Here is a 25,632-nt window from a genome sequence, read left to right as displayed (position 1 = left end):
CCGCCGATTCAATCGATCAGCTCTGAACCTTTCAATAATCGCTGCAGCATGACCGCTGCTTCGCCGCGGGATAACTTCTGGAGCGGCTTAAGCCCTGCACCCGATCCCAGGACAATTCCTTGCTTCACTAGGGCGGCCGCAGCCGGTCTGGCCCAGTCGGACAGGTCTTCACGGTCCTGGTAAGGGGAGAGGATGGCTGCCGCCTCCATCTCATTCACTGCACTCGTTGTTCCCGCCAGCTTCATCACTCTCGCCATAACCGCTATGGCCTCTTGACGCGTGATGCCTTGGTTCGGCTTGAAACGGCCGTCCTCATACCCCTGAAGAAGCCCATACTGCACAGCTTGCGTTATGACGCCGCCATGCCAGTCTTCTGCGTCGACATCCCGGAAAGCAGGAGCTCCGTCCTGCACCTCATCCAAACCGAGCGCCCTCACGATCATGGCGGCAAACTCGGCACGGCTCACTTGGGCATTCGGCTCGAAATGAATCGCCGCGGGCTGATTCGCGTTTGTATCTGTTCCACCTTCGACAAGTCCGGTTCCGTTCAGAATCATTCGCGAAGCAAGATCGTCCACCGCATCCTTGGACCAGTGGAACGATGCATCAGCAACTCGCACTTGATGAGAGATGAAAGCAATCGTACCTGCCGATAAGGAATGCAGAATCGCCTCGCTGCTTCCGTCCTCCTTCAGCTCGAAGCGCGTCGGGATCGGGTAAAAGCTGCCGTTCCGATCCAGCAAGACAGCCGTTGTCATGCGGCCCGGCATTCCCTGCGGCCAAATGATTCGCTGCTTCATATATTGCGGGAACGGATCTAACTGCAGTGCCGTGTCCTGAGCTTTAGCCGTGATTTCAAACTCGATAGGCAAGCCGATAAGCGTACTGCCGGATTGCAACGCGGCCTTCTTAACGGCCTCTACCTTGGCAGCGTCGCTGGCAGCCATCGTCAGGATTACCGAAATTTGATCCGCGGCCGGCAAGTCCATGCTTCCTGGCGCCCTCCAGCGCGATGATGCCATCACGGCCGCAGGAACGTGGAAATGACCAAGCGCCGATCGGATTTCAATGGCGCCCTGCTTGGCGTTAAGCAGGTCAAGAGCAGCTCCGCTGGTTTCCAGGGAGACCTGATCCGCGGGCCGTGCCAGCGCGATGACGATTACCGGATTGTAGTCCACGCTCTCTAAACGGGCTTCCAGCTTAGCCGTATCCAATTTCATCGATACGACGGTATGTCCATTGGCCTCATGGAACAAACCTGTGACCATCCCTTCCTGAGATTCATCGTTTATCGTAACTTTGACGTCCACTCTATTCGAAGGTGCGGCATTGCCTGATGGGCCCGGTATAGCCGATCCTTGGCCGGAACCTCCTGGCGACGAACCTTCCGGTTCTTCAGGCGTTCCGCCACCGCCTCCGGATGAAGCTCTAATTACCGTCGTTCTGTATTTCATATGCTGGCCGTCAGGCGCCGTCACCACGACCTCGATGGCCTGGCTGCCTACGGCGACGGGGAAGGACGGGCTCTCCTGGCCGGAGAGGAGAGCCATCGGCCCCCATACCAAATTCCCGGCCTCGCCGTACACGCTGGCCGTTACCGACGCCCTCGCATCATATACCTGTGCCGTTACCGTGAGGCGGTCCGTATCGCTGGCGACCTGCGCTTTGTAATCATAGTGATCTCTGGCGAACACAGGGCTCAGCGCGACTTCTCCGCTCGACGATCGCAGCCCCAATGCTTGCAAATCAGCGTCGTAGGCCGGAGCCTCATGTTCCCTGACCGTAAAGCTCCAAGCATCCGCCCCCTGAATGCCGGCAAAGCCGGTACCCGAATGGTTACCGATAAAAGCACCCGGCTCGATCTCGACGTAATAGGCTGCTCCCGCATCAAAATCATTCAGCGGATCTATGCTCGCCGCGTTCCCGAGAATCGTGACGCCCCCTGCATTGACGGTCTCGACGACGCGATGATCCGAGGCCAGCCTAATCGCAATCGATTTACCGGACATCGCCGTCACTTCTTCATTAAAGACAACCTGCAAGGTTACATCTTTTTCCACGCCGACAGACTGGTGGGATGGCGTGTAAGATACGGCCTTAAGCTCGGTCGGTGCCTGGATCGCCTTCCATTGGGCATACAGCGTGACGTCCTGCGTACCGAATATAAGCTTGCCACCGGCAGGATAATCGATTCCGCTTCCGTCGGCCTCCGTATTCCAGCCGTCGAAGACATGTCCATCCTTGCCCAGCTGCCCCGTATTGCCCGCCACGACCGCTTCGTCGCCTCTGGCAAACAAACCGCTGCTTACCGGAACATTCCCTGCGGTGTGTCCGTTGCCGTCATAGGTTAACGAGTAGATTTGCGGCCATAGGGTTGTCACCTTCAGCATGCGGTATGCGCTTTTCCTGCCTACGGCATCTTTGACCATGACGTTAAAATAATGATCCGTGCCTGCGGCAAGCCCGTTCACCACCATCCCGGTGTGACCCGCCGCGTAGTTTCCGAGGGGCTTCCCGTTCCTCTCCATTTGGCTGACGTTCCCGATATTCGGGCTGCCGGACGAATATAACAAATACTGCAATTCGTGCTGCTCCGTCATATTGTCCGAGGCTTTCGGCCATTCCAATGCAACGGAGTCTGACGTGATGCTGTGCGGATTCAGGCTACCGCTGCCCGTATCCGGAGACGTCGTATCCAGCACGGCTTTGGTCAGGGTAGGTATTCCCCTCGTATTGTTGTACGTCCCGTCTCCGATCTGTCCTCCGGAGTTATAGCCCCATCCCCAGACGGTCCCATCCTTTTTCATGGCCACGCTATGAAAGCCGCCGGCGGAAATTTCGCGTACATGCTCGATCCCCGGCACAGGGACCGGAATGAGGCTGGAAGCATTCGAGTTTAGGCCCAGCTGCTGTTGACTGTTATCTCCCCAGCTCCATACGTTTCCTGCCCGGTCCACTGCAAGGCTGTGATAACCTCCACCCGCAACGGCAACGATATGCTGCAGGTTTCGAACCTGCACGGGTCTCGTCCGGTGCGTTCTCGTACCGTCGCCAAGCGTACCGTACGTATTGTTTCCCCATGCCCACACGGTGCCGTCTTGTTTAATGGCCAAACTATGGGAACCGCCGGCGGCGATCGCCATGACGTCCGTCAGCCCGGCAACCTGTACCGGAACGTGCCGGTCCGTCGTTGTCCCGTCTCCAAGCTCCCCGCTTCCGTTCACGCCCCAGGCCCATACGGTGCCGTCCGATTTTAAGGCAAGACTGTAGTATCCTCCAGCCGCAATCGCCGTCACATCGCTTAGACCGGCCACCAGAACCGGGGTGTTTTGTTGTATCGTCGTTCCATTTCCCAGCTCGCCGTTGTCATTCTTCCCCCAAGTCCAAACGGTGCCGTTCTCTGAAAGCGCCATGCCGTGATAGGCCAATCCGCCCGATATTGCCTTGATCCCGCTCAGACCCGGAACTTGCGCGGGCGCGTTCACATTCGTTATCGTTCCAATCCCTAACTGTCCGTTCTCATTTGCCCCCCAGGTCCATACCGTTCCATCCTGCCTTAGCGCCATCGAACTGCGGACGCCGGAGTGAATGTCAATGACATGGTTCAAATTCTTCGCCATGACCGGAGTCGTCCGGGTATTCCAGGTGCCGTCACCCAGCTGCCCCCTGTCTCCGTATCCCCATGAGTAAACTTCACCGCTGCTTACGAGCGAAGCGGTATGATAGTACCCGGCTACAAGCTTTGGTGGAACGGCCGCAGCCGCAAAGGCTTGGCGATATCCCAATAACCCATCCAGCTGCAGCAGCAGCAAAGCCGCACACAGCAGGATTTTTACTGAACGCCTTAGCATAATCTCCTCCTTCGTTTCATCAGCGTTATGATAGCTGCGGCCCGGTTAGGACCGCGGCACCAAGGATGCTATCAAATTTATGGGAGGAAAACGATTGACAAACGTTAACTTTTCATCTTTTTTTTCATATAATCTAGTTATCGCGACTCAATTTCCGTAAAAATAACGTTTCGTATATTGCGAGGGTATCCTATGAAACTACTGACCGACTCACCCATTCTGAAAATGAAAATAAGCCTTCCCGGTCTGAAGGAGCATCTGATTCGCCGGGACCGGCTGCTGCAGGATATGGCAGCAGGCCATAGGGGTCAGCTGACAACCATCATCGCGCCTGCCGGATACGGCAAGTCGACGCTGCTCGCCCAATGGGCTCACGAGACCGACGAACGAAGCGCCTGGGTTTCGCTGGACGAGCGGGATAACGATCCCGTCCGCTTTTGGAGATACGTGGCGGCCTCGCTGGCCTCGATTCTTCCCGAGCCGCAAGGAGCTCGTCTCATGCACCATACGCAGCTGCTGCCAAGCGCCTCGATTGAAACCTTTCTGGATACGCTGATCAGTGAATTATACGAGGATACCGAGCCCCTCAATCTCATTCTTGAGGACCTGCACAGTATTCACTCTTCAACCATCCATGGAGGGATTTCCTACTTGGTCGACTACCTCCCCGAACATATTCATCTTCTCATCTCGTCCCGGACCGAGCTTCCATTCCCCACGATCAAGGGCTTGGTAAACCATGAGGTCCATCTTATCGGCATGAAGCAGTTGGAATTTACTTACGAGGAGACGGAGCGCTTGTTCCGCCATGCGTCAAACGGCGGCCATCCCATTCTGACCTCGATGGAGCTTGATACGTTACGGAACCAGACGGAAGGCTGGGTTACCGGGCTCCAGCTTGCCGTGATTACCATGCGAACCGGCAGCAGTCTGGAAGGATTCGTGGAGGATATGAAGGGGAATCCGCTTCTCGTATCCAAATACCTGTTTCAGGAAGTCGTAAGCAAGCTGTCGCCCGACGTGTTCTCCTTTTTGCTCCAGACCGCCGTCCTTTCAGAGCTGCATCCGCAGGTTTGCGATGCCGTAACGGATCTCAGCGACAGCCGTCCGATGCTGGAGGAGCTGCAGAAGCTGAATCTGTTTCTGGTTCCGCTGGACGAACATCAAACCTTCTTTCGTTATCATCACTTATTCTCGCAGTTTCTGCTCGACCTGCTTCAGCGCGAGTTTCACGGGGAATATACCAAGCGCCACCGGCTCGCCGGGCAGTATTATGCCTCCGTCGGCTCCATGGATGAAGCGATTGACCATATGTTGTCAGCGCAGGACTTCGGGCATGCCCTGAATTTGCTCGAGCAGCATATGCAATCCGTGCTCGAACTTGGAGAGATTGCCACCTTGCTGAAATGGTTTGACCGCATCCCCCCCAGCTATCCGATGACACCCGAAATGTCGCTGGCGCATGCTTTTGTCTTGGTACTTACAGGAGATCTCGAACGTTCCGAGCGCATGCTGATCCTTATTGAGGAAGCCTGCGCTGCGCTAGAATCATCGGACCGAAGGGAGCAGCTTATGAGTTCCATCCTGTTCGTGCGGTCCAATCTTGTTTTTCTGAACGGTGACTTCGGCAAATGGTTCGCCTTCAGCGAAGGCATCCTCGACAACCTGATGCCCGACAATCCGATGTACTACCAGTTCGATTACAATCGGCGGGAGCCTTATGTCAGGCGTACCTCGCTCGGCATGAAGGGAACTCTCTCCGCCGATACGGAAAGAATCGCGCATCTGTTTACCGGTGTGCTGGAATCCCACGGGTGGGCGCATTCGCTCATGAACTTATATGTTAAACAATCCTTGTGCGAGGGATATTATGAATGGAACCGGCTGGCGGAATGCCGGCAGCTGCTGGTGCAGATCCGTAATGCGCCGCCCGCCAAAGAAACGATGGGGCTGTTCGTGCCGCTGCATATCACCGAAGCCAGGCTGTTCGCTGCCGAGGGCAAATTCCATCTAGCCCATTATGCTTTGGATGAAGCGTGCTCCGCTGCGCTTGCCAGGAAATCGAGCCTTTGGCTCGCCCCGTTAAAGGCCGTCAGAAGCTTGATCTATATCCGGGAAGGGCGCATAGCCGAAGCACGGAAGGAAGTGGCCGAGCTCCCCGTTTCCGTCAAGGACAAGCCCGCCTATAGCCGGGAAACGGAATACCTGGCGTTGGTCCGCATGTTAGGCAGACAGCGCAGGGAAACCGAGGCGCTGCGCCTCCTGGACCTGTTGAAACCTCAGGCGGAGCGCGAACAGCAGCGATCCAGCATCATTGAAATCACAAGCCTGCAGGCGCTGCTGGAACATCAGCGCGGCCAGCGGCAGCAGTCGCTTCATCTTCTTGGCGAAGCCTTGCGTGTCGGGGCACAGAACGGTTATGTCCGCACCTTCCTCGACGAAGGGGAGGACATGTGCCAGCTGCTGCAGCTGTATTCGAGCCGACTCGGACAGGAAGACGGCTTAAGCCCGGAGGAGCTTCATACGCTTGAATATGCACGCATGCTCGTGAAGTTTTTTCCGGGTTATTCCGAAGCGGATATTTCATCCGCCGAGACATCCCAGCCAACTCTTCCCGAACGGCTGAATCGGAACGAAATGAATTTGCTGCATCTGATACGCCAGGGCGCCGCGAATAAACAGATGGCCGCAGCACTCGGCCTGTCCGAAGGAACGATCCGGGTGTATTTGTCCAGACTGTACGGCAAGCTCGGCGTGACGACACGCACGCAGGCTCTGGTTAAAGCCCAATCGCTGAACCTGCTGGAGGATTAATCGATAAACCTACAAAAGAACCCCGGGACACGCTGGTCAAGACCCCATTTAGTGGACATTGAAAAAACACCTAGGCTGTAAACTGGCGTCGGTACTCTACCGGCGTCAGTTTATTTAATTTGCGCTGTGGTCGTCTTCGATTATAAAATCGTATGTATTTCTCAATTCGGCTTTGTGCCTCCGCTAGATTTCGGATATCATAAGGATAGAGCCCTTCCGTTTTGAGATGCGAGAAGAAGCTCTCCATGGAGGCGTTGTCTAGGCAATTGCCCCGGCGAGACATGCTGATTTGGGCGCTAACCTTTGGCAGCATGTCGTGATAGGCATGAGACGTGTACTGGAACCCTTGGTCGCTGTGAACGACCAATCCGGTCACGTCTTTTTGCTTAGCAAACGCTTTGGCGAACGTCTGCAGAACCAATTCATTGTCGTTACGCTCGCTGAGCTGGTAGGCCACAATCTCGTTGTTGAATAAGTCTTTTACCGCCGAGAGATACAGCCAACGCTCACCCACCCGGTATTGGGTTATATCCGTTACCCATTTTTGGTTTGGTCTCTCCGCCGTAAAGTTACGCTTAAGCAGATTCTCCGCCACACGCTCCGCGGCCTTGTATACCATGTTGAATTGGCGCTTCTTGCGAATGCTAGCTTGGAGCCCAAGTTCTTGCATGAGACGTAGCACCTTTTTGTGATTCATCCACACACCGTGATCCTGCCACAGGAACAGTTGGATTTGTCGGTAACCATACTTTCCTTCGTAGCGTTTGTATACTCTGCGGATCAGCCGTTTGTCTTCGGCATCCCGGTCGTTCTCTTTACGCTTTAAATAGGCGTAATAGCCACTTCTAGAAACACCAATGAACTGGCACAGTTCAGCTACTTGCCCTGATTTTGCTGCTTGTTCGATCATGGCGAAGCTTTCTTTCTTACCTCCTTCATCCAGATTTCCAAGCACTTTTTTAGCATTTCATTCTCCCTTTTTAGCTTTTGGACATAGCGATCTTGATCCAAATATTCTTCTCGTCTTCCTCGCTGATCCAATAATCCAAACTCACCTAATTCCCGATACTTTCGCATCCACTTTTTTACACGATCTTTATCTTGAATCTCAAAGTGCTCGGTAATTCGCCTATATGTCCACTTTTCCTCAACATGAAGGCGAATCGCCTCTTTTTTCACTTCATCTGAATATGATTTATACTTTTGACCTTTCTTTGCCATAAAAAATGCACCCCTTAGAATTTATCGGAATAACCAAGGGGGTTTTCCAATGTCTATTCTAAGGGGGGCACTTCACGCGTTCCCGAGGTTCTTTTTTTACGCTATGGATTTACCTTATAATACCCGTCCGCACCATCATGAGCTGAAGGATCGGATCCATTTGAACCGGTTCACCTTCACGATCGCCACAAAACACTTCAGGATTTGATCCGATTTCAGGCAGATGAACACGGCAAGCGGCGATAAATGGAACACAAAAGCGCATAAGGCGGATGAGGGCAGCACGATCAGCCACATAAATATCAAATCGTTGTACAGCACAAAGCGGGTGTCTCCGCCGCTCCGCACGATGCCCGTCAAAGCCGGCATCTGGTAGGCCGTTCCGACCACGGTGATCGACAGCACCGTCATGAAATGCAGGGCAAGCGTTTTGGCCTCATCGGATATCGAATAGAAGCCCAGCACGAAATCCTTGATCACAAACAGCACGGCCCCCGTCAATAAACCGAGCAGGATATACAGAATCTGCAGCGTTTTGGCATACGATATGATTTTATCCATCATGCCCTCGCCGATGGTCTTCCCGATCAGCACGGCCGTTGCGCTGGCGGAAGCGTACACGATGACCGTCACCATCTGGAAAATCGTTGTAGCAATGCTGTTGGCGGCGATCGCGGATTCCCCCATATGCCCCAGGATGGCGGTTTGCGCCGCCATGGCGAGCCCCCATATCGTATTGGACATCAGAATCGGGGAGCCTACGCGAATGTACTGCTTGAAGAGCTCCATATCGAACTTCAGGAAATCCTGCAACTTTAACAGGATCTTGCGATCGAACCGCTTAACATACACGATGACGATCACGCATTCAATGATCCTCGCCGTCAGGGTAGCGATAGCCGATCCGGACACGCCCAGCTCCGGGAAGCCCATATACCCGTAAATCAGGATGTAGTTCAAGCAGATGTTGATAACCAAGGTGGACAGCGATACCACGAAGCCGATTTTTACCGTTTCCACGCTTCTTAAGGAAGCCAGCAAGGAGCTGGTGACCGCAAAGAAGATATAAGAGAAGCAGATGATGCGCAAATATTCCACGCCGGCAGCTATGACGTTCTCTTCCTTGGTAAACAAGGACAATACCTCGTGCGGGAAAAAGAACACGATGACCCATAACACGATACTGAGAAGGATGGCCATTCGCATGCCGATGCTTGCCGCTTTTTTGATCAAGCCTAAATCCTTGGCTCCCCAGAATCTGGACGACATGATGACCAAACCTTCGCATACGCCCAGAACCAGCATGTGCAGCAGGAATTGGATCTGGTTCGCCAGCGCGACGCCCGACAGCGCCGATTCGCTGTATCCTCCCAGCATGACGTTGTCCGACAAATTCACGCCGACCGATATCAGGTTCTGCATCCCGATCACAAGCGTCAGCCAGAAAAAACTTTTGTAGAATCCTTTTTCCCGAACAAATAAACTCATGTCAGCTAACCTTCTTCGACTATAAGATGATGAATCTCTAATATATACGAAATTATGCAAATGAACAGAACCAAATGAAGTGAAGCATCCTTCCCGCCGTATAGTAGATTCATAGAATCAAAAACATAATAACATTATAATGTTTTTACGGTAAAAAACTAGTCGTCTGGTTGCACTACGTTACGAAAGCCGGTTATCGAACTTCGACGGCATCCTGGAGGATTCCGCAGCAAATCCCCTGACCCTTGTCTCATCTCTCCCCGCTTGATCGCCCTAAAGATCATGTAACATGCTAAATTCGCGTGATGCCGTGGGATTTCCTGACTATGTACAAAAGGACATGCCGTATATATGATGGCAATGTAATTCCATCCCAACGATATAGAGGAGAATGTGTATGACCGTGTGGAAATATCCGTTATCCCGCAACATGGTTCAGCGCAGCATGATTGCAGCCCTCAGCGCTGCCCTCCTTATGACCCCGCTTCAAGCCCTTGCTGCCGATGAGGCGCCCCAAGCCGAGGCATCGCCAATGAAAACGCCGTCCAGCATCCCGACCGACACCACGGCTTTCGCACAATTCACGGGGAATCCAGCCGATTCCCTGGCGATTGGGGAGCACCGTTTGATCAGCCGCAAGGAGATCGACCGGCACTGGGAAGGCCTTGATCCGGATTACACGCCGGAAAAGTCGATCGAAGCGGTTAAAGCGCTGCTGTCGGAGGAAGACTTCGAGGCTTTATTTCCTTACAGGCTAGGTTCGGCCGCATGGTTTAACGTCGCCAAGGGAAAAGAATACTATAAAGCCGATCAGACGGACTATTTCTCTTACGACAACCTGATTCGCGCGGTGGCCGAGGTGTCCAATCTGAAGATCAAGATCCGCACGCGGCAAGGAGCCCCTTCTGCCCAAGAGATTTACCGATTGGACAAAGATGCCCGGGTCGAAACACTCGTCGTGCGTTCGGCGGATTTCCATTCGGCCGAGAACCTTAACCAAGCGATTGAAACCGTTATCATTGACGGCGGCACCTTTCTCAAGGAAGGGTTCAAGAAGGACCGCAAGCGCGAACTGGCCGCCTTCCTGGCCAATCTCTCCCACGAAACCGGCGGGGGCTGGGCTGCCGCTCCCGGCGGTCCGCTTCGCTGGGGATTGTTCTGGAACGAAAACATCGCCGGCCGGACAGGGGTCAACATGGATGCCTTCGTTGATCCGGCAAGCGCAGAGCTGTATCCCGGATCGCCGGACAAGCGCTATTATGGGCGGGGACCGATCATGCTCAGCTGGAACTTCAACTACGGACTCTTCAGCTCCATTATCTATGGGGATAAAAGCGTGCTGCTGGACCATCCCGAGATCGTTGCCGCCGACGGCAAGATCGGCTACATGACCGCCATCCTCTTCTGGATGACGCCGCAGGACCCGAAACCTTCCGCCCATGACGTGATGGTCGGCAGATGGAAGCCTTCCCCGCTCGAGAAGTTCAGGGGACTGGGCAGTCCCGGCTTCGGCACAACGGTGATGGTCTTGAACGGCCTGGAAGCGAACCTCGGGGAAACCGAGGGCAGTCCCGTGCAGCGGCGCGCCGGACATTACCGCGATATCACGGGCCGTATGGGCGTCGATATTACCGGAGAGAAGGTCGATACGTTAGGGATGAAACCGTTCTGATGCGGAACCCGCCTGAAGCTCGGATCCATCACGTTTGATGGATCATGCAAAATCGCCCTTGGCGGATGGATGGCTTGCGGCCACCACGCTGCCATAGGGCGATTATGTTTTGGAGCAGCGTTCATACCAGCCGCTGGGAGATGGCAACGCGCTGCGCTTTCGGCAAACTCTTCAGCACCAAATCGTAGGAATGGTCGATCATATCGCGCAGGTCTGCTTCCGTTAGGGAGCCATCGACGGTCACCGTGTTCCAGTGCTTCTTATTGAGATGGTATCCGGGCTGCACGGCGTCATGCTGCTCGCGCAAATTCTCCGCGATGACCGGATCGCATTTCAGGGAAATATGGCTGACCTTCTCCCCTGCCGTGGTGGTAATCAGGGCAAACATTTTGCCGCCGACCTTCATGACGATCGGAAGCGGTCCGAACGGATAATCCTCGGCTGCGGCTTTCTTCGAAAGACAATAAGCAATGAGTGGGCTTCGCACCTGGAAATTCTCTCCTTCAAGATCAGATCTATTTGATTATAGTAGATGATGTTTCCCTGTTCAATTCCGTTTGATATGTTGTTCATGCTCCGTTCATACAACTCTTGTATATTGGGACTGATTCAAGATGCAAGGGGGAATTTATCCATGTTGAAATACAGCAAATGGCTGATGCGCATCGCGGCCATTTATATGCTCATCGGCGCATTGATCGGAGCGGACATGGCAGGCAGAAGCAGCTACAGCATGGTTGCAGGGCACGCCCATATCCTGGTGGTAGGCTGGCTGACCTTGTTTGCCTATGGCATGTTCTACTACGTCTTTCGGGACAAGCTCAGCATGAAAAGAACCGCCGCGATGCACTTCTGGACGAGTTTGCTCGGGGGCGGGATCATGCCGCTGGGCATGCTGATGTATTACCAAATGCAGAATACGGCAACCCTGCTGGCCTTTATCATTCCAGCGTCGATTTTGCTTGTCGCAGCAGTTTTATTTATCACCTTATTGTTTTTCGATAAAAAATTGTTTTCGAGCACATAGCTTGGCTCAAGGCCATCGTGGAGGCTTGCTCTACTTTATCGGCATATGCTGAACAAAAAAGAGAGGTGAGCCTCTTAACTATGAGCTATAAAAGCAGTACCATCAAAAGCAAGTGGAAGAAAACGAAATGGTTGAACGAAGATGCTTACTTCAGGCAGTACGTGCCCCACACGCTGCCGTTCAGCAAAAAAAACCTGAATGCTATGCTGGCGGACTACACCACGGTTTTCTTCAAACCTACGGATGGCTCTGGCGGCAATAACATTATCCGGATCCGCAAAACCGGCGGAGGCTACCAAAGCCAGCTGAACACGACGAAAACGTCGTACTCGAGCTCATCTCAGCTGTACCGCGACCTGAATCGCTTTGCAGGGAGCAGACCTTATCTGCTGCAAAAAGGAATTCGCTTGGCCAAAAGCAATGGCAAGCCTTTCGATATCCGGGTGATGGTCCAGAAAACCCGGGAGGGCGCCTGGGTCGGCACCGCCCTGTTCACGAAGGTCGGCAACCCGAACAAAGTGGCCACCAATTATAATCAAGGCGGCTCCATCGGCACGTTCAAGAAAACGATGAGCGGCGCCAATTTCGACTCGGCCTTCATCCAGCAGCTCGAGTCTGAACTCAAGGGACTCGGCGTTGCCGTAGGCAAAAACTTTGACCGCCATTATAAAGGATTCAAGGAACTCGGCCTGGACGTGGCTGTCGATTCGAAAGGCAGACCGTGGATTCTCGAGGTCAACACCCGACCGCAAATTTATCCGCTCAAAAATCTAAAGGACCGCAGCCTCTACCATAGAGTGCTGTCTTACGGTAAGCATTATGGGCGTACGAAATAAACGAGGATACTTCAGCCGCTTAAACCAAACGGCCGGGCATCATGCCCGGCCGTTTTTTGGCTGTAATCTCATTTTAAAAGCTTATTATCAGGATACCTGGAAGAGCGCTTATTATTACGGCTTTCTGGCTACCACTTCAATCTCAACTAAGCCATCCTTCGGCAATCGGGCTACCTCTACGGCGCTCCGTGCCGGATACGGTTCTGCAAAGAAAGAAGCGTACACCTCGTTGACCGCTTGGAAATCGTTCATGTCCTTCAGGAACACGGTCGTCTTGACGATGTGCTCCATGCCGAAGCCGGCAGCCTCCAGGATCGCTTTCACGTTGAGCAGGGAGCGCTTCGCCTGCTCTTCTACCGTCGGCGCGAAATGCCCCGACGCATCCATGCCGAGCTGGCCGGAGGTAAACAGCAGATTTCCGTATTGCACGGCTTGGGAATAAGGGCCGATTGCTCCTGGAGCCTGCTGGGTTGCGATGGTTTTTCTTTCTTGTTGCGTCATGGTGTTCTCTCCTCTGCAGCGCATAGTATTACGCATTTATATTTATGGTTGGTTACCATCTTCCAAAACATCATCATCTGTATTAATGGGCCGATGCAGCTTCTGCAGCGTCTTTTCGGCTTCCGTGATGCGGATCATCGTATTCCTTCAGCATTTCCTTTTGCTGCTCAGGCGTAAGTTTGGCAATGCCGAACCCGGTAAAGCCCCAAATCGTTGCAAAAATAATGCCTGTCCAGCACAGCACCGCCCAAGGCAAATAGGATAGCGTTGCTACGCCAAGCGTTCCGGCCATATAGGCACCGGCTGCCGTCCATGGCAGAATCGGTTCGGTAATGGCGGCGGAATCCTCCACCGTCCGTCCCAGATTCTTCGGATGCAGACCGCGGCGGATGTAAGCCTCGCGGAGCATCTCGCCCGGCATCAGGATGGAGACTTGTCCGTTGCTGGTTACGCCGATCATGGTTAGCCCCGTTGCAATCGTCGCCAGGATCAAGGAGCCTGTGGAACGCACATGCTTCAAGAGCCTGTCCACGATCAGCTCCAGCGACTTGGTCAGCGATATCGTGCCGGCGAATGTGATTGCGCTGAAACAGATAAGCAAGGTTCCCATCATGGAACTCATGCCGCCCCGATTAATAAGGCGAGGTATGTCCGCAATGACGGTATTCGGATCAAATCCGCTGACATGAACCATCGCGATATCGAATCCGCTGACAACCGAGGTTACCACGTCATGCAGCGTGAAGCCGTGAAAGATCATGCCGTTCGCCATCGCCACGATCGACGACAGCAGCATGACGGGAATCGTAGGTTTCTTGGTGATCGAGCCGTACAGCACAATCAGCACAGGCAGGATCAGGAGCAGGTTCCAGTCGTATATCGTTGCCAAGGTGTTCATGATGTCGGTTACCTTCTCGGGAACTCCTGTACTGGACACATGCGTATTCAAGCCCGTGACCACGTAGACGATCCCCGCCACGAAGAAGGACGGCAGCGTCGTGTACAGCAAATGGCCGATATGCTCATACAGGTTAACGCCGGTCGACAAGGCCGCGATGTTGGTTGTATCCGAAAGCGGCGAAAGCTTGTCCCCGAAGTAAGCCCCTGCTACAACCGCGCCGGCCACAGCCGCGAGATTGGCGTCCATGCCGGCGCCAACGCCCATGAAGGCGACCCCGATCGTACCCGCGGATCCCCAGGAAGTGCCCGTACATACGGAGACCACGGACGTAACGAGAAAAGCGGTGATCAGCAAAAACTGCGGATCGATGATTTTCAGGCCGTAGTAAATCATCATCGGGATGGTTCCGCCGACCATCCACGCGCCGATCATAAATCCGACCACAATCAGGATGAGGATGGCGGGCATGGTTTTCGCTATTTTCTGCGAAATGGATTCCAATATATCGTTGTAGCTGTACCCCAGCTTAATCGCGATCAAACCTGCGACGATGGCGGATACAATAATCAGCGGCTCGGGCGGCAGCTCGAACAATACGTAACCAAGGCACAGCAAGATTACCATGGTGAAAATCGGAAGCAGCGCCAGAAACATGGTCGGCTGCTTAATCATTCGTTCCTCTGTTGGCTTAGCCATTATGAATTCCCCCTGGATGTAAATAAGAAAACGTCAATCGACGTAACCTTCTGTAGAAGACATACCGCATATAGCGGAAGTTTTTCTTGCGTGATAAGGTTGGTAAGCCTTTGAAGTTTATTCCTTCTGATCTCTTAGACTTTGATTGTTAACGCTTTAGTGGATAAGCCGCGGCAAGCCGCTTCAGGCCTTCCTGCAACACAGGGCGCGGCGCAGCCACGTTGACCCTGATATAGCCTTCACCGCCGGGACCGAAGGATGAGCCGAAGCTGACGCTGACGCGCGCCTTTTCCTGGATCCACTCCACCAGATCCTTTTCATGACGGCTCACTGCCTTACAGTCGATCCATAGCAGGTACGTTCCTTCAGGTTCGATGACGTTCAGCTCAGGCATATGATCGACAATGAAGGTTCGAGCATAAGCAATATTGTCTTTGATATAAGCGCGCAGCGCCGTCAGCCATTCATCGCACGAAGTATACGCAATTTCCAGCGCGGGCACGGCGAAGAATGTGGGATTATGAATCCCCGCCTGCAGCAAACCTTGTTGAAACTGCTCCCGCAGCGCAGCATTGGGAATGACGATGTTGGCGATTTCGAGACTCGCCAGGTTAAAGGTTTTGCCCGGCGACGTGCAGATTATGGAACGGTTCGCAACCTCTTCGGACAGCTTGGCGATGACGGTATGCTCGTGACCTTCATGAATGAAATCGGCATGGATGTCATCGGACACAATCAGTGCGTCATACCGGATGCAAAGCTCCGCCATGCGTTCAAGCTCCTCCCTCGTCCATACGCGGCCCACCGGATTGTGGGGGGATATGAGCAGGACTATCTTGATCCCTTCCTGCATCCGTCGTTCCATATCGTCAAAATCGATCTCGTATCGCCCGTCCGCAAGCACCAGCGGACTTTCAACCAATATCCGGCCATTTAGCGTAACCGCTTTCGCAACAGGCTGATAAACAGGCGTGTGGACAAGAATCCTGTCTCCGGCTTCCGCGAATTTCTGAACAATGACCGAAACGGCCTGCACAATGCGCGGACAAAACACGATCCATTCGGGCTCGACCTGCCAGTCGTAGGCCTTATCGAGCCAAGCACGGACCGCTTCGAAGTAAGGCGGAAACGGGTCGGTATATCCGTAAATGCCGTGACGCGCCGCCTCCGCTACCTTGTCCACCACCATGGGCGGTGCCGGCAGATCCATATCCGCCACGGAGAGAGCGATCATGTCGTTCCCCATGCTCTGCGCCATGCCGTCCCATTTGGCGCTGTTCGTTCCATACCGGCTGACGACCTTGTCAAAGTTATATGTCATGATGTCACCTTCCATTGTCTCAGGATGCAATGCATGTTTAACAGGATAAAAGGCCGCTTATTTCAGCTTCTGCAAATAACGATACACGGTAGGCTCCGATATGGATAAAGCAGCGGCAACCTTGGAAACCCCGCCCTTTAGCAGGAATACGCCCTGTTCGTTCAATTCCTTCACAATCTCGATCTTCTCGTTCGAAGATAAACGGTCCGCCGGAATGCTGATTTTGCCTAGGACGGTCTGGATGATGTGCTGAAGCAAATCGTCCACGTTCCCCTGCAGGTATTCGGTGGAAGGTTTGTCCTCCTTGGGTGCATCCAGGGCGGCCGGCGGCGTAAGCGAGCCTCCCCGCAAAATGCTGTTGATCCAATCAGCGGCAACCTCCATATGCGTGATGTCGATGTTCAGGCACATAAGACCGACCAGCTCGCCGCTTCCGTTCTTAATAAAGTACGTAGACGACCGGAAGGTTTGCCCCCGAGCGCCGGAAGCTTTGTAGTTCGCGATGAACTGCTCTTCGCGGTAGGCCTCCGCCTTCAAAATCTTCAACACGAGGTCGGTGGAGGCATCGCCGACCCGGCGTCCACTAATATGGCCGTTCTCGATAAAGATGATAGAGCGTTCCGGATCGCTGATATCGTGCACGACCACCTCGCATTGAGGTCCGATGATCGCCGCGATAAACGAAGCGATTGGAAAATAGCTTTCAAGCAGCTGCTGGTTTTCATTCATAAAGAGCCTCTCCCTTCTCTGATACGCCATCATTTTTATGGATATCGTCCATTGAAGAATAATAATTAATTATCATGATAATATTATATTATAACAATAAACCGTTTACAATATTTTTGTCAAAAAAAGTCGATGACTGTCCGAATGCTCGAATAAGCAGGCATCCGGCGAAGGTGTATCTCGATAGCTGCGCGCTCTGTTTGCTGCATGCCATAGTAAAAGGCTCTTGCGAACCTGCCGCAAGAGCCTTTGTTCCAACCGTATGGTGAGGGCGTTGCCCCCTCATCTGAACTGACCGCGCTTGTCCCAAGCGCCTGCCGCCCTATTCGAGCCCTATTCGAGCCCTATTCGAGCCTTATTCCGCTCAGGCTTCCCTGCCTGCTTGAAGCTGCAGATCCCGCCATACCTTTTTGTTGCTGTATTGTTTGTCCGTGCTGATATCTCGTCCGAACCATGCCGGCGGCACAAAGCCGTCAGCGGCTTCCAGGGAAGGAAATTCGACTTCCAGCACTAGCAAGCTTATCTGCGCATAATCGTCGATTTCGATGATCGTGCTGCCCCAACGGGCGGTTACCCGTCTCTTGGTCAACGGAATCGCCCCATGCGCCTTGACTACCTGATCGTAGAGACCTTCGGAAATCGCATATTCAACTTCTTCCCGGGCAATTCCCCACCCTTTTTTGAACGTATGGGTGAATTCAAGCCGACCCGATGTCAGATCCGTTATTTTCCGGACCCGCAGCTCCTGGTCCCCATCCAATGCCAAATACGTCTGCTCGATGAACTGCTCCTTCTCGACCACGATGCTTCCTTCCTGAATCAACTCATCGGGATAAGCCTCCAGAAGGTATTTGCGTTCGATTTCAATCGCCATGAGTGTGATGTCCTCCATTCGTCATTCCGATTCTGCTGATTCCATTATAAGGACCCACAGCCCTAGCGACAAATCAAAAGCGATAGAAGGTATACGCTGGGCATACTTCTATCGCTTCGAGTTCATGCATTACTTTATCAATTTTCTATAAACCTTGATCGTCTGCGTGTGCATGCCTTCGTGGTACAAGCTGAACGTAAGAAACTCGCCGACGGTTTGGAACGTCACGGGACCGATCGTCAGCGGGTGGGCAGAGGCCTGGTCCAGGCGATTCGAGAAGGTTTCGCGGATTCGGGCGGTTTGCTCCTGCAAAAGCTCTGCCAGCTCGGACAGCGCAGGCGGCTTCGACGTCCAATCGGCCGGCTTGGTTCCGGTTGCAAACCATGCCTCGAATCCTTCCGGAAGACGCGGCTGCTCGCCCGCGGTCGCAAAAGCGAACTGCTCGGTTACGGTGTAGATGTGCCCGAGATTCCAGCGAATGCTATTCGCGAATCCTTCCGGGATGATATCCGCTTCCTGTTCCGTTAGTTGTTCCACCGATTTCAAGGTTGCTCCTCTGGCAAAATCCAATTGGTTGAAAATCGCTTCATTCATATCATAATCCCCCTTCCAATTCGTACGTAACTATCCTATCGTACTATTTTGCCTATCGCAAGGAGTCCTAAGACAATTCGCGTTACCTTTAGAATTTAGTCACGAATCGCTTCATCGTTAGCTAAAGAATATAGTAAAGCCTGGAGCTATGAATGAAAGATTCACTCAGTTCCAGGCTTTATGCATGCAAATAGAATTATGCCGCTCTAGCGATGATGTGGTTGTTTTCAAGAACGGCTCTAGCTTCCTCCGTGGCAGGACGGTAGCCTTTCTCCAACATCTCCTTAATATATATCTTGTTATACACGAACGAGAATATGATTCCGCTGATCCAAGCCCCGATTCCCAATGTAAAAGGACCGACTACGGCAGAGATAATAAACATGATGACTGCCCACTTCAGATCGCCTCGGAACAATGCCGGGAAGAATGCAAAGAATAGCGTCGTCCAGCTAAAACCTACCTTCACTTGTTTCGTTACCCCAGCATCATTTTTCAGATAAATCTTCATGATTCACACTCCAACGATTAGTGAAAAAAAGAAGTCGTACTCCAACATCCGAAGTAGTTCTTAAGCAGTAAATCTCATGGTTAATCCGAATCTTTTCTCCTACGACTATATTACCATTTCATGGTATGGAAGTTAATCACTTTTTTTAGATATTGTCGAAAAAAGATGTAGAATCTTACATCTTCATACCTTTTATGCGTTCGATCCATTTGAAGCGCCTCTTGGATCATGTTTATACTATAGGAAATCTATACATAGAGGAGTGGGATTAAGCATGAATTATCGCCGTCTTGGCAGCAGCGGCCTCAAGGTTTCGGAGCTGGGGCTCGGCACGAACGCTTTTGGCAAAAGAGCCGACCAAGAAACATCCACCCGGATCCTGGATCACGCGCTGGACCGTGGCATCAATTTCATCGATACCGCCAATATTTACGCCGGATCGGAATCCGAGCGCATCATCGGTGAGGCGCTGGCCGGCAAACGCCATAACGTCGTATTAGCCACGAAAGCCGGACTCGTGAACGGCCAAGGACCGAACGAACGGGGCTCCTCCCGCTATCATCTGCAGCAAGAGCTGGAGAACAGCTTGAAGCGGCTGAAAACCGACTATGTAGACCTATATCAGATCCATACGTTTGATCCGGACACTCCCCTTGAGGAGACCCTGCGCACGCTGGACGACATGGTAACATCGGGCAAGGTCAGATATATCGGCGCCTCCAACTATGCCGCTTGGGAAATCATGAAGGCGCACGGAATCAGCGAATTGCGCGGATATGCCCGTTATGTATCGACCCAAACGAGTTATTCCCTGGCAGACCGTACGCCGGAGCTGGAGCTTGTCCCCCTCTGTCTCGATCAGGGCGTTGGCATCATTCCGTATTTCCCGCTGGCCGGCGGCATTCTCACCGGCAAATACGGTCAGGGCGCAAGCAAGCCTGCCGGCTCCCGCGCGGAAACGGACCCGAACTTCAATCGCTTCCTTGAAGAACACAATCTGAAGCTCGGTCAACAAGTAAACCAGCTCGCAGCAGAGCACGGCCATTCTCCCAGCGCGCTATCCATTGCCTGGCTGATGGACCGCCCTGCCGTCTCGACCGTCATCGTCGGGGCTACGAAGACCGAACAGCTGGACGATAACCTGAAAAGCCTCGAGATTAAGCTGGACGAGTCCCTGCGTTCGAGCCTGGATGAAATCAGCGACGGCTTTGTTCATGCCAAGCCGTTTGCGACGTATCGGCTGGGGTAAGCTGCGATGTTCCGCTAATACAAAGAGCTGCTCCGGGACCAACGGCCCTTCGGTGCAGCTCTTTTTCTTCTATACTCGAAAACCACTATTTAGACGGCATATCTCCGATCATCCCCGAAGCTGATAGCATCCGTAGAAGAATCGTTGCCGTTTCCGCCCTGGTCATATCACTCCGTGGTCTCAGCTTGGCATCGTAACCGCTCATGAGTCCGCTGTGAACCACTTCGGCTGCAGCCGCCTTCGCCCAGCTTGCCAATTCGGCACGGTCTTGGAAAGCAGCCAGCACAGCCTCCGAATCCATGGCCTCTACCATTGGGGAACCCTCAGCGAACTTTAACGCTCTTGCGAAAATAACCATCGCCTCCTGTCTGGAGATCAAGCCATTCGGCAAAAAAGTCCCGTCGGCATAACCGTGTATGAGTCCGCTCCCGCTTGCTGCCGAAACGGCCCCCACATACCAGTCCCGGGAAGTTACATCTTGAAACGTGCTTGTATTGCTTTGCTCCGTTAAACCGAGCGAGCGTACCATCATGGTGACGAATTCCGCACGGGTTACCGGTTCATTCGGATGGAATCCGGCGCCGCCTCTGCCGCCAACGAGAAGACGTGACGCCATCTCGTTCACCGCCGCCTCGGCCCAATGGCCTTTCATATCCGATAATTCTTCGTCGTGGCTGATTAAAGCATACGTCCCGCTGTATAAACCTTTTATTATGGCGTAAGTACGGCCTTCCCGCGTAACCAGCCGGGTTGGTGCGTGATGAACCTTCCCTTGATCATCCAGCAGGACGGCCGTTGTCACGATGGCAACCGCCCTCTCTGCCACGGGAACTTCCAGCTCCACATAATAGGAATAGGTATTTCCGCTTAGCCGTTTTCCTTGATCATAGGCTGCGACGCTAACGTCTATGGAGCCATAATGTTCACCAAAATACTTCCCGTTCCCGACCCGCTTCAGCTTTGCGCTGATCGCGGCGTTGCCATCGGCTAGCCCAAGTTGAATCGTGCCTTCCTTCGTTCCGGCAAGACTGCCGATCTGTTCGGAAATGGCCTGAACCGGAATACGGACGCTGCCTGCCAAGGTCTCGAAGGCAATCATCGCTCCGCTTGCTTCAAGCGCTTTGGCTGACTTGCCATCCAGAACCGCCACGGCTTGATCAAGCCCCTCCGTGGCGCGCAGCCGGACGATCGGTCGGCTGTTCTTCTCCTGTGCCAGCAGCGATTGGAGCCTGTCTCCGTTCATCTTGACGGTCAGCACGGTCTGTCCATTCTCTTTCGTTATCTCCGATGATATCAAGCCGGTCTGCAATACATCATTGAAATACGACGTGACGTGGCTGCTGCCTGACGGGCTCTGCCCTGAGCCTTCCCCTTGACCTGCTTGAGAACTCCCGCTTACGCCAGGTCCTTGACCTTCCGAAGATCCTGATCCGCCGCCCGGCGTCCCCGGATTGGAAGGATTTCCGGGTTCAGGTTCAGGAGAAGCGGCTGCCTCTCTGGTCACATCCACCGTGTAAGTTTTCGCAGCTCCGTTCTGAGCCGAAACCACAAGATGAATGGTGTTGCTTCCTACCGCTAGGCTGATCGGATCTGATGCCTGTCCGGCGGAGACAGCCTTACCGTTTATCGTCACCGTTGCCTGAGGATCGGAAAGGATCGGCGTTATGCGGATCTCCGTTATACGGTTTCCAACATGGCTATTGTAGCTGGTGACAGCAGGGTTGAATGCCGGAGCAAGCGTTCCATGCGATAATGCTAATCCGCTTAAATCCGCATCGCCCGGAACGGGTATCTCGGCACCGGCCGGTCTTGTGCTCACCTCTTCCGAAAATGCGCTGGAACCCCCGACGTTACCGGCTTTCACCGCAAAATAATAAGTCGTTCCGTTCAGTAAATTCCGTGCCGAATACGTCGAACCCGTAACCGTTGCGATCGGTGAGCTCCCGTATACGCCGGACTCCGTCCCGGAATAAATATCGTAATAGGTCGCACCCGTAACGGTGGACCACAGTATGGACACCTCACCATCTCCTGCTGTAGCCGTCAAATTTGCAGGTGCTAACGGTGCTGCGACAGGCCCAGCCTCCGTTGTAAAGCTCCAATCTCCAGGGCCCTTCATGCCTGCATAGAGGTTGCCTGCTGCATCCTGAAATGCACCCTCCTCTATTTCGATGTAATAACGCGTAAGATACGACAGCTGTCGCGTCAGACTTACCGCAACCCTCTCGTCGATCACGCTGACGCGGGAGCTATCGGTTATGTCGATCGACTCGATCTTTTGATGGTCCGCCGCTCTCATAATCGATATGTATTTGCCGCTGCTTGCGGTTACGGGTTCATCGAACGTGAATTCAAGTTTCGTCCCGATCGGCACGTCATCCGCCAGATGCAGAGGAACCCGATCCACCACGACAGGCGCATCCGCATCGTTCCATTTGGCATACAGCGTCAGGTTAGCCAGAATGGGTGTCTTAAAATCAAATGGAAGCTGAAAGATTCGATCCATATACCACCCCCCGAAGGCATAACCGGGTTTTACCGGATCAACGGGCTTCGTTGCCGTTGTATGATGAGGGACGACCTCATCTGCCACGGGAGACCCCCCGTTGCTGTCGAACGTCACGGTTTTAGGGAAATAGATCGAGAAATGAACCTCAGCCTTATTCCCTGCACGGTCGGTTACGACGAGATCGAATTCCCCTTCCGTGTTAACCCTGTCTCCGCTTCGAAACGCTTGCTGATTGAGCGTTGCGCTCCCTTCATTGAAGAAGATTTGCAGCTCCCGATCGTATTGGCCTCCATCTGCCACGCCTGAAACCAAAGGCGCCGTTTGGTCGATCTCAAAATCGGCCTTGACCGTTTTTCCGCGAGGCGACTCGACGATCAGTCTATACTGGCCATCTTTGCGGATGGTCGTACCGCTGGCAAAGGGCTGCCCGTCCAGCGTTCCCGTGCCATGGGTATAAACAGGCGTCACTTCGTGATTATAAATTCCTCCATCGGTTACACCGCTTATCCGGGGTTCAGGCTCTGCCACGTGGATGGTAACGCTGGTTACGCTGCCGCTCTTGTTATTGTTGCTAGCGATATATGTAAATGAATCTGTGCCAACAAAATCGGCATCCGGCGTATAGGTAAAGGAGCCATTCTTATGAAATGTTATCTTTCCATGAGCAGGCAGATCCACGATGTTGGCGATCATGGCATCGGAATCATTTTTCAGAACACCCGGTGCAGGAACGCTTAATACGGTGGACTCCGCCGTCGTGTATTGATCCGGCACGCTAACGGGCTGAACCTGCTGCAAGACAGGAACGATTCCCGTTTGGAATACATAATACGTTGTCAGCGGATCGACTCCAAGATCGGGAATCGCAAACGTTTGATCCGGCGATCCCCCGAAAGCGTTGCCGATTAAGCCGTACAGCGCCATGTTCGAGGCAACATTCAGCAGTTTACCGTCCGCCTTAAAAGAAGAGAGGGCAGGGATATCCAGAGGAAACAGACGTGTCTCGCCCATGTATACGGCACCAGCCGTACTGGGTTGGATCCCGGACTTGGCGGCGAAATACCGGATGTTGGGCTGCACAGGGTCAATCTCCGGCAATTTAAAGCTGCCCTGCCAGTCTTGGCCGAATGCAGTGCCGTAGATGCCGTACAGAGGGTCAGAATTGCTTAAAGCGCGGCCATCCGTCGTCACCCAGTTATCATTCATCTCCATATAGTAGGGAAAGAGTCGAAGCTCCCCCAGCATCGTATTGGAGGTCAATCCACTGCCTCTCGGAAACAATCCCTCAGCCGCGATATAGTATCCCATGCCCGGTACCGGTTCTTCCTCCCGTAAATCAGGCAATGCAAACGTCCTGGTGCCATCCCCGCCAAAGTTGCTGCCCAATAGAGTAAACAAAGGCGAATTTACCTGATTTATCGTTAACACCTGCCCTGCACAGTATATCCACCCTTCGGGACCATCCCGGTAAGGAAATAGACGGATCTCCCCCAGATATTGAGCGTCTGGAAGGTTCGCCTTAACCGTCTTAGGAGATGCGAACACACCCAGTACAACCTCCAAACCTATTAGAATGGACAACATCACCTTCAACCAATTCGCGTATGCCATTCGCCTTCGTTTTTGCATATTGCAACTTCTCCCCCTAATGCATTCGTCCTATTATAATACTAATCAGTATTATAATATTACTAGAGAGTATTATAAAGGACAATCGGTATTTTTCAAGCATCTAAACATACGCCAAGCTGAGTGAAGAAAACTTCATGATCAGGAGTATGCAAAAAAAGATGGCCCTGAACCAAGTCAGAAGCCACCTTATTAAACCAATCTATTATGTTATCCCCGGGTTCTCTTGTCTCCCGGATCACCGAGATAGGGTGCATTCGATTCCTATTTCAGAATCTCCTCGATGCGAGTCTGAACATCTTCGCTAAGCTCGATACCGGATGCCTTCGCATTCTCGGTTACCTGCTCCGGACGGCTTGCGCCGACCAGTGCGCTGGCTACGTTCGGCTGACGCAGAATCCACGCAAGCGCCAGATTGCCCACGGACACGTCAAGCTCTGCCGCAATCTTCTCCAGCTCGCGAACCTTCGCGATTTTCTCCTCGGTAATGCCTTTGCGCATCCATTCCAGCTTCGCGGCACGGCTGTCAGCCGGAATATCGGAGGCAGAGGTATATTTCCCTGTCAGCAGGCCTTGTGCCAGCGGGGAGAATACGACCTGCCCAATGCCGGAGCGCTCGCTGAGCGGAATGATTTCCTTTTCAATATAACGTTCAAACATATTGTAGATAGGTTGATTGACCACGATGCGGTCGAGGAGGTAACGATCCGCTACCGTCAATGCCTCCGCAATTTGCGATGCCTGCCACTCGCTGACGCCGACATAGAGCACCTTGCCCTGGCGAACAAGGTCGTCGATCGCGCGAAGCGTCTCGTCCAGCGGCGTTTCCGGATCATGGCGGTGGCAGTAGAAAATATCCACGTAATCATGGCCAAGGCGCTTCAAGCTGGCATGCGCCTGCTCCATAATGTGCTTGCGGGACAAACCCCGGTCGTTCGGGCCGTCACCCATCGGCCAGAAGGCCTTCGTGGCCAGCACGTACGATTCGCGCGGATACGCTTTCAAGGTTTCGCCTACCAATACTTCGGCTGCGCCCTTCTCGTAAACATTCGCCGTATCAAAGAAGTTAATGCCCAGATCATAAGCCGTTTTAATCGCGTTAACCGCATTCTCGCGTTCAACGTAACCTCCGTATGTAAGCCAGCTTCCCAAGCTGACCTCACTGACCTTGAGACCTGTGCGTCCTAATCTTCTGTATTTCATGGCAAA

At 53.2% G+C, this 25,632-nt stretch carries 19 protein-coding genes; 5 read left to right on the top strand and 14 right to left on the bottom strand.

The window, feature by feature from the left end; genetic code table 11:
• Window positions 1-8: 8 nt before the first annotated feature.
• On the bottom strand, window positions 9-3,851 hold the full coding sequence (locus P0X86_RS06475; protein ID WP_277748150.1) for an RCC1 domain-containing protein: 3,843 nt from the start codon (window positions 3,849-3,851) through the stop codon (window positions 9-11).
• 192 nt (window positions 3,852-4,043) lie between these two features.
• On the opposite strand from P0X86_RS06475, the gene P0X86_RS06470 reads away from it, so the two are divergent.
• Entirely contained in the window at window positions 4,044-6,665 is a 2,622-nt protein-coding gene (locus P0X86_RS06470; RefSeq protein WP_277748149.1) for a winged helix-turn-helix domain-containing protein, read from the top strand.
• A gap of 70 nt (window positions 6,666-6,735) precedes the next feature.
• Here the strand turns inward: P0X86_RS06470 and P0X86_RS06465 are convergent, their stop codons facing one another.
• The 3 genes from P0X86_RS06465 to P0X86_RS06455 form a co-directional block, all read right to left on the bottom strand.
• Window positions 6,736-7,575 carry an IS3 family transposase gene (locus P0X86_RS06465; RefSeq protein WP_277746116.1) on the bottom strand — a complete coding sequence of 280 codons (840 nt, stop codon included), beginning with the start codon at window positions 7,573-7,575 and terminating at the stop codon, window positions 6,736-6,738.
• The gene (locus P0X86_RS06460; protein WP_277746115.1) at window positions 7,572-7,886 is read right to left on the bottom strand and encodes a helix-turn-helix domain-containing protein; all 315 of its coding nucleotides are present in this window, start codon (window positions 7,884-7,886) and stop codon (window positions 7,572-7,574) included. Before P0X86_RS06460 ends, P0X86_RS06465 begins: the two co-directional genes overlap by 4 nt.
• Window positions 7,887-8,021: 135 nt before the next feature.
• Window positions 8,022-9,374, bottom strand: coding sequence for an MATE family efflux transporter (locus P0X86_RS06455; RefSeq protein WP_012819299.1), 1,353 nt, complete (start codon window positions 9,372-9,374; stop codon window positions 8,022-8,024).
• A 397-nt stretch (window positions 9,375-9,771) separates the two neighbouring features.
• Between P0X86_RS06455 and P0X86_RS06450 the strand changes: the two genes are divergently transcribed.
• Window positions 9,772-11,046: a chitinase gene (locus tag P0X86_RS06450; protein WP_277748148.1), complete on the top strand. Its 1,275-nt coding sequence runs from the start codon at window positions 9,772-9,774 to the stop codon at window positions 11,044-11,046.
• 121 nt (window positions 11,047-11,167) lie between these two features.
• On the opposite strand, the gene P0X86_RS06445 is transcribed toward P0X86_RS06450, so the two are convergent.
• Window positions 11,168-11,533 carry an MmcQ/YjbR family DNA-binding protein gene (locus P0X86_RS06445; protein WP_145038895.1) on the bottom strand — a complete coding sequence of 122 codons (366 nt, stop codon included), beginning with the start codon at window positions 11,531-11,533 and terminating at the stop codon, window positions 11,168-11,170.
• A 147-nt stretch (window positions 11,534-11,680) separates the two neighbouring features.
• On the opposite strand from P0X86_RS06445, the gene P0X86_RS06440 reads away from it, so the two are divergent.
• A complete protein-coding gene (locus P0X86_RS06440) occupies window positions 11,681-12,073 on the top strand; it encodes a hypothetical protein (RefSeq protein WP_012819296.1) in 393 nt (130 codons plus the stop codon).
• 80 nt (window positions 12,074-12,153) lie between these two features.
• Entirely contained in the window at window positions 12,154-12,909 is a 756-nt protein-coding gene (locus tag P0X86_RS06435) for a YheC/YheD family protein (RefSeq protein ID WP_012819295.1), read from the top strand.
• 114 nt (window positions 12,910-13,023) lie between these two features.
• Here P0X86_RS06435 and P0X86_RS06430 read toward each other — a convergent pair whose 3' ends face one another.
• The 7 genes from P0X86_RS06430 to P0X86_RS06400 all read right to left on the bottom strand — a co-directional run bounded on the left by P0X86_RS06430 (window position 13,024) and on the right by P0X86_RS06400 (window position 19,036).
• On the bottom strand, window positions 13,024-13,410 hold the full coding sequence (locus P0X86_RS06430) for a RidA family protein (RefSeq protein WP_277748147.1): 387 nt from the start codon (window positions 13,408-13,410) through the stop codon (window positions 13,024-13,026).
• A gap of 82 nt (window positions 13,411-13,492) precedes the next feature.
• Entirely contained in the window at window positions 13,493-15,007 is a 1,515-nt protein-coding gene (gene nhaC, locus P0X86_RS06425) for a Na+/H+ antiporter NhaC (RefSeq protein ID WP_036662210.1), read from the bottom strand.
• A gap of 148 nt (window positions 15,008-15,155) precedes the next feature.
• Window positions 15,156-16,328, bottom strand: a complete 1,173-nt coding sequence (locus P0X86_RS06420) for a MalY/PatB family protein (protein ID WP_277748146.1) — start codon at window positions 16,326-16,328, stop codon at window positions 15,156-15,158.
• A gap of 57 nt (window positions 16,329-16,385) precedes the next feature.
• The gene (locus P0X86_RS06415) at window positions 16,386-17,057 is read right to left on the bottom strand and encodes a helix-turn-helix transcriptional regulator (RefSeq protein WP_096775132.1); all 672 of its coding nucleotides are present in this window, start codon (window positions 17,055-17,057) and stop codon (window positions 16,386-16,388) included.
• A gap of 364 nt (window positions 17,058-17,421) precedes the next feature.
• On the bottom strand, window positions 17,422-17,931 hold the full coding sequence (locus tag P0X86_RS06410) for a CYTH domain-containing protein (protein ID WP_213580401.1): 510 nt from the start codon (window positions 17,929-17,931) through the stop codon (window positions 17,422-17,424).
• 129 nt (window positions 17,932-18,060) lie between these two features.
• Window positions 18,061-18,525 (bottom strand): DinB family protein, encoded by a 465-nt coding sequence (locus P0X86_RS06405; protein WP_277748145.1) that lies wholly within the window; start codon window positions 18,523-18,525, stop codon window positions 18,061-18,063.
• A gap of 196 nt (window positions 18,526-18,721) precedes the next feature.
• Window positions 18,722-19,036, bottom strand: a complete 315-nt coding sequence (locus P0X86_RS06400) for a DUF2628 domain-containing protein (RefSeq protein WP_277748144.1) — start codon at window positions 19,034-19,036, stop codon at window positions 18,722-18,724.
• Window positions 19,037-19,310: 274 nt separating this feature from the next.
• On the opposite strand from P0X86_RS06400, the gene P0X86_RS06395 reads away from it, so the two are divergent.
• Window positions 19,311-20,285, top strand: coding sequence for an aldo/keto reductase (locus tag P0X86_RS06395; RefSeq protein WP_277748143.1), 975 nt, complete (start codon window positions 19,311-19,313; stop codon window positions 20,283-20,285).
• Between the two features lie 85 nt (window positions 20,286-20,370).
• Here the strand turns inward: P0X86_RS06395 and P0X86_RS06390 are convergent, their stop codons facing one another.
• A complete protein-coding gene (locus tag P0X86_RS06390; RefSeq protein ID WP_277748142.1) occupies window positions 20,371-24,423 on the bottom strand; it encodes a tail fiber protein in 4,053 nt (1,350 codons plus the stop codon).
• A gap of 264 nt (window positions 24,424-24,687) precedes the next feature.
• Window positions 24,688-25,626: an aldo/keto reductase family protein gene (locus P0X86_RS06385; protein WP_096775126.1), complete on the bottom strand. Its 939-nt coding sequence runs from the start codon at window positions 25,624-25,626 to the stop codon at window positions 24,688-24,690.
• Window positions 25,627-25,632 lie beyond the last annotated feature (6 nt).

The sequence above is a fragment of the Paenibacillus sp. BR1-192 genome (assembly GCF_029542445.1).
In the GTDB taxonomy this organism is placed as follows: Bacteria; Bacillota; Bacilli; order Paenibacillales; family Paenibacillaceae; genus Paenibacillus_AQ; species Paenibacillus_AQ lautus_A.
Note: the sequence above shows the minus strand (reverse complement) of the source record. Positions and strands in the feature narration are given on the sequence as shown.